The sequence below is a fragment of the Planococcus sp. 1R117A genome (assembly GCF_051417975.1).
GTDB classification, from domain to species: Bacteria; Bacillota; Bacilli; order Bacillales_A; family Planococcaceae; genus Planococcus; species Planococcus shenhongbingii.
The window spans coordinates 1027677-1040433 of sequence record NZ_JBPRLO010000001.1 but is presented as its reverse complement, the minus strand read 5'-3'; the positions used below and the strand labels follow the sequence as shown (position 1 = coordinate 1040433).

Annotated in this window: 7 protein-coding genes; 4 read left to right on the top strand and 3 right to left on the bottom strand. The window is 44.9% G+C overall.

Translation table 11 applies throughout. The features are described 5' to 3' along the window. Positions 1-51 precede the first annotated feature (51 nt). The 3 genes from ACSFXN_RS04875 to ACSFXN_RS04865 all read left to right on the top strand — a co-directional run bounded on the left by ACSFXN_RS04875 (position 52) and on the right by ACSFXN_RS04865 (position 5104). Positions 52-3207 carry an SNF2 helicase associated domain-containing protein gene (locus ACSFXN_RS04875; RefSeq protein ID WP_437149050.1) on the top strand — a complete coding sequence of 1052 codons (3156 nt, stop codon included), beginning with the start codon at positions 52-54 and terminating at the stop codon, positions 3205-3207. A gap of 11 nt (positions 3208-3218) precedes the next feature. Next, entirely contained in the window at positions 3219-3833 is a 615-nt protein-coding gene (locus ACSFXN_RS04870; RefSeq protein ID WP_437149049.1) for an NUDIX hydrolase, read from the top strand. 197 nt (positions 3834-4030) lie between these two features. Next, on the top strand, positions 4031-5104 hold the full coding sequence (locus tag ACSFXN_RS04865) for a branched-chain amino acid aminotransferase (protein WP_437149164.1): 1074 nt from the start codon (positions 4031-4033) through the stop codon (positions 5102-5104). A gap of 265 nt (positions 5105-5369) precedes the next feature. Here the strand turns inward: ACSFXN_RS04865 and ACSFXN_RS04860 are convergent, their stop codons facing one another. The 3 genes from ACSFXN_RS04860 to ACSFXN_RS04850 all read right to left on the bottom strand — a co-directional run bounded on the left by ACSFXN_RS04860 (position 5370) and on the right by ACSFXN_RS04850 (position 11392). Then, the gene (locus tag ACSFXN_RS04860; protein ID WP_437149048.1) at positions 5370-6170 is read right to left on the bottom strand and encodes a hypothetical protein; all 801 of its coding nucleotides are present in this window, start codon (positions 6168-6170) and stop codon (positions 5370-5372) included. A 183-nt stretch (positions 6171-6353) separates the two neighbouring features. Then, positions 6354-7340 carry a hypothetical protein gene (locus tag ACSFXN_RS04855; RefSeq protein ID WP_437149047.1) on the bottom strand — a complete coding sequence of 329 codons (987 nt, stop codon included), beginning with the start codon at positions 7338-7340 and terminating at the stop codon, positions 6354-6356. A 77-nt stretch (positions 7341-7417) separates the two neighbouring features. Beyond that, a complete protein-coding gene (locus ACSFXN_RS04850; protein WP_437149046.1) occupies positions 7418-11392 on the bottom strand; it encodes an Ig-like domain-containing protein in 3975 nt (1324 codons plus the stop codon). A 446-nt stretch (positions 11393-11838) separates the two neighbouring features. On the opposite strand from ACSFXN_RS04850, the gene ACSFXN_RS04845 reads away from it, so the two are divergent. Then, complete coding sequence (locus ACSFXN_RS04845) at positions 11839-12723, top strand: proline iminopeptidase-family hydrolase (protein ID WP_437149045.1); 885 nt, start codon at positions 11839-11841, stop codon at positions 12721-12723. Positions 12724-12757: the final 34 nt, after the last annotated feature.

Genomic DNA, 12757 nt, shown 5'->3' with positions numbered 1-12757 from the left:
ATTTAGCGATAATATTAAGTATCTGATATGGATTGAAGGAAGGATCAGCTGATGAATGTGGTGCTGGATAAAACAAAAATCAAAAAATTATGCGGCGATGCCGCTTATAAAAAAGGGAAGTCCTATTTCCTGGGCGGAAAAGTCCAACTGGAGCCGCGGCAAAAGAAAAGCTCTTCGGTCACAGGGACTGTCAAGGCCGGAAGCCATTTTCAAGTAACGGTACAATCGGACTTCAACGAACAAATAGAAGCAACTTGCAGCTGCCCTCCCGTAGGATTCATCAAAACTTACTGCCAGCATATCGCAGCCGTCTTGCTGGCCATTGAAGAACAGCAGCGCGCCGAAAATCCGATGGCAGACAGAATGCTTGGGCTATTCGGCAATCAGCCGGTGCAGCCGAGCGGCAAACAGCTGCATTTTGATAAACGGCAGACGCTTCATGTGGAATTTCTTTGCTCCCCTATCGATCTTGGAGCTGCGGGTTTTGTAATAGGGATTAGGCTGAATGTCGGTGATAATTCCCTGGAACGTATTGCGGAGCCACTGGAATTTTTGCGGAAAGTTGGCATGCGCCAGCCGTTCGAATACTGCACGGGCCGCATCTATAATCCGGAGCGCCATAACTTCAGCCGGGAAACCGATGCTGTGCTGCGTTTGTTGACAAAAATGCAGCCGATAAAAGCGGACTTGGCTAAAGGAGCCTTGCTGATTTCAGCGGCTGAATGGGAAATGTTGCTGCCTTTATTGGAAGCTGCTCCAGCTGTTGCATTTGAGCAGTACGGACGATTATACGACGGCGTCCATTACGGCGACCGGCTTCCGCTGTCTTTTGAACTGGATACAGCAGAGGCAGGCTACCGGCTCGAAATGGAAGGCCTCGAACGCATTACCGTTTTCGAGTCCTACAGCTATGCTTTTTCGGAAGGCCAATGGTTCCAGATGGAAGAAGAAGACTGTGGAAGGCTTGCGGAACTGAAAAAAATGTTCAGTGAAAACGGAAAACAGGAACTGCTGATTCCGGAAGCGCAAATCAGCCACTTCAGGGAAACGGCCATTTCCGGCTTGATGCGGCTCGGCCAAGTGGATATTGCGGAAAGGGCATCGAGAGGGCTGAAAGAAACGCCGCTGACAGCGAAGCTGTTTCTGGACCGCGTCAATAACCGGCTGCTGGCAGGACTGGAATTTCATTACGGCCGGCAGTCCATCAATCCGTGCGAAGAGATGGAGCAGGGCTATCAATATCTGCCGGGTGTAAGACGCCAGCTTGACAAGGAGCAGCGCATTTTGAAAAAAATTCAGGACAGCCAGTTCACGCAGACTCCGGGCGGCTTTTACCTGCAGGATGAAGAAGCTGAATATGATTTTCTCTATCACGCTGTTCCGGAACTGGAGGAGCTGGTGAAAATCTATGCGACAACTTCAGTAAAATTGCGTGTACAAAAAGCTTATATGGGTCCGAAGATCAAAGTGGAAGTCAAAGAGCGCACAGACTGGCTGTCATTCCGGTTTGACATGAAAGAAATTCCCGAAAAGGAAATACAGCAGCTCTTGAAGGCAATTGCTGAGAAAAGGAAATATTACCGGGTTCCGAACGGCACGTTGATGTCACTGGAAACTCCGGAATTCTGGGCAATGGGTGATTTTATCGGTGAACTCGGGCTTTCCGCAGAAGAACTGGACGAAGAAGAAATCCGCGTGCCCTTGATTCATGGCATGCAATTAGCGGAGGGCCTTGAAGAAAGCGGTCTGGCAGAGCCTGGTGAAACGTTTGCGAAACTTATGAAGAATTTGGCAGACCCGGGCAAGCTGGACGAAGCAGTGCCAAAGTCTTTAGAGCCGGTGCTCCGTGACTACCAAAAAACTGGCTTCAGCTGGATGAAGCTATTGGCGGCATACCGCTTCGGTGGTATTCTGGCAGATGATATGGGCCTCGGAAAGACTTTGCAGAGCATCGCTTACATCGTGTCGGTGCTGCCGGAAGTGCGCAAGCGCAAACAGCCGGTCCTCGTTGTTTGTCCGTCATCGCTTGTTTACAATTGGCTCAATGAGCTGGAAAAGTTTACGCCTGAAATCCAGGCGAAGATTATCGATGGCAACCGGGCGGCGAGGGTGTCGGCGCTGAAAAACCTGACTGGTTTCGATGTTGTCATCACCTCATACCCTTCCTTGCGGATGGACGGGACGCTGTACCGGGATAAACAGTTCCATACTGTCTTTTTCGATGAAGCCCAAGCGTTTAAAAACCCGGTGACCCAAACAGCAAAATCGGTAAAAGCGATTCAAGCGGATTATCGATTTGCATTAACGGGAACACCTATAGAGAACTCACTGGATGAACTTTGGTCCATTTTCCGGGTAGTCTTTCCGGAACTGCTGCCAAACAGGCAGGCATTCAACGAATTGAGGCGTCAAAATGTGGCCAAAAGGATCCGGCCATTTATCCTGAGGCGCACGAAAAAAGAAGTGTTAGGGGAATTGCCGGAGAAAATAGAAACTGTGCAATTCTCAGAACTGCAGACGGAACAGAAAAAGCTGTACGCGGCCTATTTAGCAGAATTGAAGCATGATGCTTTGAAGCATCTGACAAAAGGAAGTTTCCGGAAAAACCGCATTAAAATTTTGGCCGGATTGACCCGTTTGAGGCAGATTTGCTGCCATCCTGCGTTATTCGTCGAAGGATACGCCGGAGGATCGGCCAAATTTGATCAGTTGATGGAAATCGTGGAGGAATGCCGCCTCTCTGGCCGGCGCGTGCTGATTTTCTCGCAGTTTACCCAAATGCTCGGAATCATCGGGCGCAATCTTGGAAAACATGGCTTGCCTTATTTTTATTTGGACGGCCAGACCTCGCCTTCTGAACGGGTAGCGATGTGTGAGCGTTTCAATGAAGGGGAAGGGAACCTGTTTTTAATTTCCTTGAAAGCGGGCGGGACCGGCTTGAATCTGACGGGAGCCGATACGGTCATTTTATATGATCTTTGGTGGAATCCCGCCGTCGAACAGCAAGCTGCAGACCGGGCACACCGCATGGGGCAAAAAAATGAAGTGCAGGTCATCCGGATGCTCGCGAAAGGCACCATTGAAGAAAAAATCAGCGAACTCCAGGAGAAAAAGAAAAACCTGATTGACGAAGTCATTCATTCGGGGCAGGAATCGTTTACTGCCTTGACAGAACAAGATATACGGGAAATACTGATGATTAAATAAGAGGTGATTGGATGGATGCCAGAAAGATTACCGAAAAGATACAGACCCATAAGCCGGAAGTGCTCGGGAGCCGCGATTTTGCGAAATTTGCGATTCTCTTGCCGCTGATTGAAAAAGACGGGGAAATCCATGTCCTTTTTGAGAAAAGAGCGGAAACGCTCCGGAAACAGCCGGGGGAAGTGTGTTTTCCAGGAGGCAGGATTGATCCGCAAGACAAGTCGCCGGAATCTGCTGCTTTGCGCGAAACCGATGAAGAACTTGGAATCAGTGAAGACGAAATTTCAGCCGTGTTCCCGCTTGATTATATGGTGTCCCCGTTTGGCATGATTATTTACGCGTTTGCGGGTTTTATCGACCCGGCAGCGGAGTTCAAGCCGAACCCTGCAGAAGTGGGAGAGCTGTTCAGCGTGCCGCTGTCTTTTTTCCTTGAAAATCCACCGCGGGTTTACCAAATCAACTTTGATGTCCAGCCGGAGGAAAGTTTTCCTTATGATCTGATTGTGGGGGGCCGGGATTACAGCTGGAGAACGCGGAATTTGGAGGAGTATTTCTATCTCTACGAAGACAAAGTAATCTGGGGACTGACCGCCAGAATCCTGTCGCATTTCATTGATATCATCAAATAAGAAAGTGTTGCTGCGAAAGCCTTGTAATAGGTATCGAAGCAACACTTTTTATTTATCATTTCAAAGAAAGGGTTCGGGTCTTTTTTCTTAATTTTTTCAGTATTTCAAAAGATGTCTTTCGAAAACTTGTGTATAAGTGTATGATTATTCACATTACGTGATAATATTGTTCATTTTGGAAGGAGTGCTTCATCTTGTTGACCATCAATGAATTGGAAATCGTACAAAGCACAACAAAGAAAGATAAGCCATCACAAGACCAGGTCCCTTTTGGAACCATATTCACTGACCATATGTTCACGATGGATTATGAAGCGGGCAAAGGCTGGCATGAACCGAAAATCGTTCCTTACGCTCCCATTACATTAGATCCGGCGGCTATGATTTTTCATTATGGCCAAACGGTTTTTGAAGGGTTAAAAGCTTACCGTACAGAAGAAGGGCGCGTCTTATTGTTCCGCCCGGAAAAGAATTTCGAACGCCTGAACCTATCGAGCGAACGCTTAAGCATCCCGCCGATTGATGAAAAGGCAGTGCTGGAGTATTTGACGAAGCTGATTGAACTTGAAAAAGACTGGGTGCCTTCAACGGCAGGAACGTCGCTTTATATCCGTCCGTTCATCATCTCAACAGAAGCCAATCTGGCTGTCGGACCGTCCCGGACTTATAAATTTATGGTCATCCTGTCCCCTGTTGGTTCGTATTTCACAGGCGGATTGAAGCCGGTGACGATCCACGTCGAGGACCAGTTCACAAGAGCTGTAAAAGGCGGTACCGGAATGGCGAAAACAGCCGGCAACTATTCTTCAGGGTACCAGGCGCAGGCCAATGCGAAAAAACTTGGCAATGCGGATGTGCTGTGGCTTGATGGGGTAGAAAAGAAATACATCGAAGAAGTCGGCAGCATGAACATTTTCTTCAAAATCAATGGAGAAGTGGTTACACCTGCGCTAAACGGCAGCATCCTGAAAGGGATTACCCGCATGTCGATCATTGAATTGCTGGGTACTTGGGGAATTTCTGTCACTGAGAAGAAAATCTCCATCGATGAACTTTATCAGGCATTCCAGGACGGTTTGATCGAAGAAGTATTCGGTACCGGAACGGCAGCCGTCATTTCACCAGTGGGAGAACTTAACTGGCAAGGCAAGAAAATGGTCATCAACAACCACGAAATCGGTGAATTGTCCCAAAAACTATACGATACGATCACCGGCATCCAGACCGGCAAAGTGGAAGATACGCTTGGGTGGACAGTGGAAGTGAAATAAATAATATGAACAAAAGCATCCAGCTTACAATGGATAATCCGTTCAGTTATGTAGTGCAAAATCTAAATTAATCATATAAAAAGAGTCCAAATTCGCATAAGAATTGGACTCTTTTTATATGGATAAATAAGGCTTTGTAAAACGTTTACTGATTATTCAAATATAGTCCAGGAAAGCCATAATGCCAATTCAGTTTTAACTGCTTCCTTTAACGAAGTTTAGAGCAGAATAAGAAAGCGAGTTCAAGGTTTACCGGAATAGGATGTTAAGAACCTAACCCTGCAAGTCCTTGCATGACGACAAAGATGATGAAACCGATGATCGGTATACCAAAAGTAAGAATCCAAAGTGAAACTGTATTTTTTCTTGTTAGAAGGACTGGATTTACAACAGCTGCCTTTCTAAAGTAACCGTATGTTAAAATCAGCGCCGGTATAATTAGAAGAAGGCTGAATGCGTCAATGGTATCCAATGGGTATATTCGCAAGAACTTATTGAATAGCTCATTGTACGTATAAGGCAACAAATGGAATGAAAAAGACAAGAAAACAGCAATTATATTGTACTTTGCGATTGCGTTATTTGAATACATTTTATAAGTCGAAAACAAATAAAATATAAGTACGAAGAATGTAATAAGGTATGTAGCAATATGACTTATATAATAATTCATTATCCCAGAAATGACGAGATAAAAACAAATGGTATTAACCATAATAAAAGCGATTTTCTTTTTGTCAGCATGTTCGGCTTTGCGCATGTAAATCATCCAAATTGCTAATCCTACAAATATGAAAAAATGCAATTCGGGTGAAAGCAGTAAAATGAGTGTCCCTAAAATAAAAGAGAAAAAAAGGTTTGGCATCGTCTTGTGCAATGAATGGTAGACTGTTTTTTTATTTCGCCAAACCGAAAAAATAATCAAACTAAGAACCGAAGTCCAAAATCCATAAACTAATAATGAATTTCTTAAAGCGTAATGGTAGCTTAAGTAACCTTCTATTTGAAGTATATTGAATGCAAATACGATAAAAGCAAGCCATTGCAAGACTAAATAATAGAACAAAATATCAACTCCTTTTCCTTATCTTATTCCAGAGGGTTCCAATATCAAGAAAAACCCATGATGCAAAACAGCATGAGTTATCAGAAAGGACGCTAAAATACTGATTTTATTTTAGTATGTTCGAGTGAATTCTTTATTCAACTTATCAGCTTTATTAATTGAGTAGGATGTTTTATGCTGCGTTCATTTTTTTATATAGACAAGGGATGGTTCATTTTCGAGACGAACGGTTAATTTTCCGTCTTCCAGCTGGAGTTCAGTGTCCGTACCGTCCAAGTAGTTCAGCTGATCGCTCCTGGAAGAAAAGATTCCCCCTATTTTTTTATCAGGGAAGTCGTCGCCGAGATAGACGGCGTAATTATCGGGTTCTTTATCCCAATAACCGCTCGAAGAAAGTTCATTGAAGCTTACCCGGTATTGGTAAGGGAATTGCTGTTCCGGAAGATAGCCTATTTCTTCATCGATAACGATTGAATAATAATAATTAGAACCTTGCTCTTCAATATATTCGCCGGCAAGGCCTTCCAGAAGAGTGGCTTCCCTGAGCAATACTTCTTTACTTAAAGGGTCAAAAGTATCGGCATCATAAGAAATTCTGTATTCCTGCAATCCTTCGCAAATCTGGGAGTGACAAGCCGCTTGTTCCACGTAAAACCGGATAACAAGTTCCACCGGGCCTTCCGTGGAATAATTGCCTCTCGGGCTGCCGCTGTAAAAAGTGTAAAAATCCGTTTCATAATGGGAGTTTTGGTAGATGAGCTCGTATCCCAGTTCTTGCTCGAGGGCATCCAGCTTCTTTTGAGCATAACGATCGATATTGTCCTCAAACGCATATTTTTCAATGTGCTTTGTCATATAGGCATTGCCAATGGTGCCATGGACAGCTATCAGTGAATGGAAAGCAACAAAGCACAGCAATGTATAAGCGACCAGTTTCAAGATGGAATATTTATGTTTCTCAATACGAAGCCGTTTTGACAACAAGGACATAGCTGCGAGATGGCATCCGAAAATAATGAGAGGAAAACCGAAAAAAGCACCCATAAACATGATTTCTGCCAATAAATTCGTAGGATCATACCAATTATCGATGATGCAGCTGATATAAATGGCGATAAAAAGGAAATTGCCGCCTGAAAACACAACAGCTTCTTTTACCCAATTCTTCATTCTTTTTCACCTGTCCATTCGTTTAGTTGGCAATTAATAAAACAGCACCGCCGAAGCGGTGCTGGATGTCTGTCTATCTATTTCTTAATGCTGAACACTGGCGAATCCTTAATGGTTGTCTGGCCGTCAAGCGTGATAGTGATGACCGCTTTATACTGGCCGACTTCCAAATCTTTCGTCCCCAGATTGAAGATGTACTGGTTGTCAGATAAGTCGTAGCGGAACAGATTGCCCACTGTTGCGTTTGAAGTAGAAGTCACTTGAACTTCTTCGCCAACAGCGTTGCCAGATGCTTTGACCAAATGGATCGTAGCCGTTGCATCTTTCGCAAACAAGCTGCCGTCTGCGATCTGGAATTTCACTGGTACGGTTCTGTTTTTCTGGAATGCGCTCTTGCCGTCAGCTTTGACCGGCTCAAGAACACCGCTAAAGCCGTAGACATGGTAGGACATTGTATAGGTGCTCACATTGCCTGCTTTATCCGTTGCAGAGACAGTCACTGTCTGTTTCCCGGTTTTTGACGTATCCAATTTAGTTGTTGCCAACTGGAGGTCCTGGTCAAGATTGTCAGCCGCTACAGGAATGACATTTACGTCTTGGCCTTGCATGAAGCGCTGTCCGTCAAACAGGCCTTGCAAGCCGCTGATGACTGGAGCTGAATTGTCCACTGTGTAGCTGATCGATGCGGTTGTTTGGTTGCCTGCTGCATCGAGCGCCGTAACATTTAGCGTATGTGTGCCTTCAGACGTGATCAATTCATCCGCTTGCACTTTTCCTAAATGGGTATCTGTTGCTGTGAAATAGTTGCCGCTGCCTAAAGCATCAACAAGAGACTTGCTAGTGTAATGAGCACCGTTTTTCAACTGAAACGCGATTTCCGGAGTTGTGTTGTCCACTGTATACGCAATAGTAGAAGTGGACGAGTTGCCGGCACGGTCAACAGCTGTAACGGTTGCTTTGTAGCTGCCATCCGCTTTCGTTTCAAGTGCATCAGCTTCTACAGTGAAGTTTTCGTGATTGTCTTTGACTGCGTAATACTGTCCAATATTTTCTAATGCTGCAGCGTTGTATACGCCATTTTCATCCAGTAGGAATGAAATGCTTGGCGCTGAGTTATCAACTGTATACGAAATTGTTTTCTCAGTTTTGTTGCCTGCTTTGTCGGTTGCCGTAATGGTGTATTCATGTGTTCCTTCTTCAGTTTCGAAATCGCTTGCGCTGTCAGAAGCCGGGTTGGCGTCAACGATTGTATAAGGCTTTTCAGTCAGTGACTGAAGATGCGCGCCGTTATAGAAACCGCCGTCTGCCAGTTTTTCTTCTTCAAGCTCAATGACTGGAGCCGTATTGTCGACATGGTATTCAACGGAAACCGTTGTTTCGTTGCCCGCTTTATCGATTGCTGTCACGGTCGCAGTGTGCGTGCCGTCTGTTGTAGCAAGTGGAGAAGCGTCGACGTCATACAAGTTAGCATCTGTTGCTTTCCAGTACTGGCCTAATTCTTCTAATGCAGCAAGGGTATAGTATTTGCCTGCTTCAAGAGACACTGAAACTTCAGGTTTCGTGTTGTCGATCGTGTAGCTGGCTGTAGCTGAGTTGGTGTTCTTTGCCAAATCGGAAGCACTGACTGTCACGCTGTTTGTGCCTTCAGCCAAACTTGCTTCCTCTGCAGAAACAGATTTTTCATCCAGGTTTTCATCTGTTACCGTATAATACGGATTAAATGCCTTGAAATTATTCGTTGTATAGAATCCTTCGTTGTTAAATCCGAACAAAATAGTCGGTTTTGTGTTGTCCACCGTGTAATGGATTGCTTTTTCGGCTTTGTTGCCGGCTTTATCGGTTGCGGTAATCGTTGCTACATGCTTGCCTTCAGTCAAAACCAGCTCGCTTGCAGCAATTTTTTCTGCATCCAGGTTAGCATCTGAAACGCTGAAGTATTCACCAAGCGTTTGAAGGGATTCCGCGTTGTAGAATCCGCCGTCCACTAAAGCAGACGTGATTTCTGGAGCTGTATTATCAACTGTGTAAGTTACTTCGGCTACGCCTGCATTGCCGGCTTTATCGGTTGCTGTGACGCTAGCTGTATGGGCCGCTTCATCAGTCGTGTTCCAGCCGATGACGTTCGACGTGTAAGCATGCGCTTCATCCACTGTGAAAGCAGGCTCTTCCGGCAGATCAGCCGACTTGTAGACACCGCCGTTAGCAGGTGCACTGATTGCCACTTTCGGTGCTGTATCATCCACTGTATAAGAAACGCTGTTAGTTGTGCTGTTGCCTGCTGCGTCCATGACGGTTACGGATAAAGTATGGGTGCCTTCAGCAGCATTAAATTCATCTGCAGAAACTACACTGACAACGCCGTTGTTATCTGAAGCGGTAAAGTAGTCTTTTGGAAGATTCGCTGATTGGTAGAAACCGCCGTCTTCAAGGTTGAATGAAAGTTCAGGAGCTGAATTGTCCACTGTGTAAGTGACGGTTTCAACAGAAGCGTTGCCCGCTTTATCTGTAGCCGTTACAGAGAAAGTGTGAGTGCCTTCTTCAAATTTCAATGAATCAGCCACAACTTTTTCGTCATCCAGGTTGGCATCTTTGGCTGTGTAAAAATCAGCCAGCTCTTTCACATGAGCGGAAGTATAAAAACCGCCGTTTGCCAATTTTTTAGCATCAATCGCAATAACCGGAGCAACCGTGTCGACTGTATAGTTCACAGTTTTCGTTGTTTCATTGCCGGCAAGGTCAACCGCTGCAACAGAAGCCTGGTGGCTGCCGTCTTCAGTTGCAAAGCCGTCCGCTTTTGTGCTGAAATGATTCAAGTCGTTAACGGAATAAAATTCTTTCACAGCGCTTAAAGCGCTTTGGTTATAGAAACGGCCATCTTCCAAATGGATTGCTACTTCCGGTTTCGTGTCGTCAATGGTATAAGAAGCTTTTGCACTGTTTGTATGGCCCGCGAGGTCAGTCGCTTCAACCGTTAAAGACTGATGGCCTTCAGAAAGGACAGGTTCTGCCGAGACGGTTTTCGAACTGTCCAAGTTGTCATCCTGCACATCAAAATACGGGCTGAATTTCTTGAATGCAGAAGACGTATAGAAACCGCCGTCTTCAAAATTGAATGAAATCGTTGGAACATCGTTATCGACGATATACGTGATGGATTTCTCCACTTTATTGCCGGCTTTATCTTGAGCGGAGATAACAACTGTGTGCTCACCGTCTGTCACGTCCAGCGGGTCTGCCTGGGAAGAAGCTAGGTTTTGTTCACTGATTGAATAATAGTCGCCTTGCAATGCTTTTAAAGCATCCGTGCTATAGACGCCGCCGTTTGCCAATTGGGAAGTGATTACCGGAAGCGTATTATCAACCGTGTAATTAACAGAGGCATTTCCAACATTGCCGTAAAAATCAGTTGCCGTAACTTGGAGAGAATGCGCTCCTTCCTCTTTGCTCCAACCGGTAGTGCTGGCATTCCAAGCGCTTTCATCTTTCACCGTATATTCCGGCTGCTCCGGAAGCTGGCTTGACTGGTAGAAGCCGCCGCTGATCGGCTTGCTTATAGAAACGGTCGGGGCAGTGGTGTCGGTTGGAAGAACCAAAACGCGCATGTTGTCTACGGTTTTGTTTTCAAGAATATTGTTGCCATTCTTGCCTTTCTCGTTTTCAATAGTTACATTGACCGGCATATTATAAAGATTGGGTGAAGCTTTGCTCGCATCAACTGTAATTTCAACGTTCGGAGCTGATAAAGTTTTCCCTTCAAAATTGATTGCTTTAGGCGTATCTGAAGTAATTTTATCGCCTACCAAATAATATTTGGTATCAACAAACAATTTCCCTTTTGTGTTTGGAGTGCCTTCTTTATAAGATAACGTGATATTGAATGTTTTAACCGAACCTTGTTTAAGTTGGAAATTATCTTGGCCGATGGCTGTGAATTCCGCCGCTGCCTCCAATTCCGCCGCCAAAGTGGTGCTGGTTGAAATAACCCCCGATAATAATACCGCTGAGAACACAGTTAATCCTTTTGCTGCTTTTCTACTCTTTTTCTTTGCCAATTTCTTTTCCCCCTTTTAATCTAAAAGCTTTTCTCCCGATTCTGCAAAGCGACCGCTCTTGATTTTTGATACCTGCATTTTCGCTTTTAAACAAAGAGTAATTCATGTTAAACAAGGACTTATAGACTAACGTGTTGGAATAAATTCGTCATTATTAAATCTGTTTAATATAAATTACCTAACAAATGGATTATATCACCATATAATTAGAAAATATAGCTAATTTTAAATAATTTTAAGATAAAAGTAATGTAAAAACATTAATGTTATAGTGACATAAGTATTACCTTTCGTTAAACGCTACGGGACGTTTAATTCATTTAATGTTTGTACCAGAAAAATTATATGAAATGATTGAATAACAAAGACAAGGCATTAAAGGAATTTTCAGAAAAGCAGGGAATTATTACTGAAACAACTAATTAGGAGAGAAAGGAGACTAGTGGATGGAAAATGTTACAGAAGGGTTTATCCCGGTCAAAGGGGGAAATGTCTGGTACCGGATCACGGGCAATGGTCCAGGTATTCCGTTGCTGTTAGTGCACGGCGGACCAGGTGGAAAAAGCAATGACAAAGATCCGCTGCGGCAATTGGGAACGGAACGCCCGATCATCCAGTACGATCAATTGGGCTGCGGAAAATCAGGACATCCAGCAGATAAAGATATATGGACAATAGAGCATTATGTAGAAGAGCTGGAGCATGTCGTCGAGGCGCTTGAGCTGGAAGAATTTCACCTGCTCGGCCATTCCTGGGGATCGATGCTCGCCGTTTCTTATCTATTCAAGAAACCTACAGGCGTCCGCAGCGTCATTTTTTCAGGTCCGGCATTAAGCGCTAATCGGTGGATCACGGATCAGCGGAATTACTTGAAAGAACTGCCGAAGGAGATGCAGGATGCCATCGAGCAAAGTGAACGGGATGGAACAACGGATTCAGAAGCATACCAGCAGGCGATGATGGCGTTCTATAAGCGCCATATGTGCCGCCTGGATCCTTGGCCAAAAGAGATGAAAGAAGATTTTGAGGCAACGAACAGCCGCATCTATCATTATATGTGGGGAGCTTCGGAATTTACCGTGACCGGAACGTTGAAGGATTTTGATGCGACCGGGCGTCTGCATGAAATTGAAATTCCTGCTCTTTTCACTTGCGGGCGCTACGATGAAGCGACGCCTGAAACGACTGAATACTATGCAAGCCTGGCTCCGGATTCGGAATTCCATGTTTTTGAAAACAGTTCACATATGCCGACGCTTGAAGAGCCGCAAGCTTATGCCGATACCATCCGGGAATGGGTAAACCGCCAGGAATTGCGTCCCGGTGCATAGAAGAAAGAGGATTTTCCGGAATTGGCGTCTGTAA

Bases quoted from the DNA above. Each gene is read 5' to 3' on its own strand.
- ACSFXN_RS04855 (WP_437149047.1), bottom strand. From the start codon at position 7,340: ATGAAGAATTGGGTAAAAGAAGCTGTTGTGTTTTCAGGCGGCAATTTC.
- ACSFXN_RS04875 (WP_437149050.1), top strand. From the start codon at position 52: ATGAATGTGGTGCTGGATAAAACAAAAATCAAAAAATTATGCGGCGAT.
- ACSFXN_RS04845 (WP_437149045.1), top strand. From the start codon at position 11,839: ATGGAAAATGTTACAGAAGGGTTTATCCCGGTCAAAGGGGGAAATGTC.
- ACSFXN_RS04870 (WP_437149049.1), top strand. From the start codon at position 3,219: ATGGATGCCAGAAAGATTACCGAAAAGATACAGACCCATAAGCCGGAA.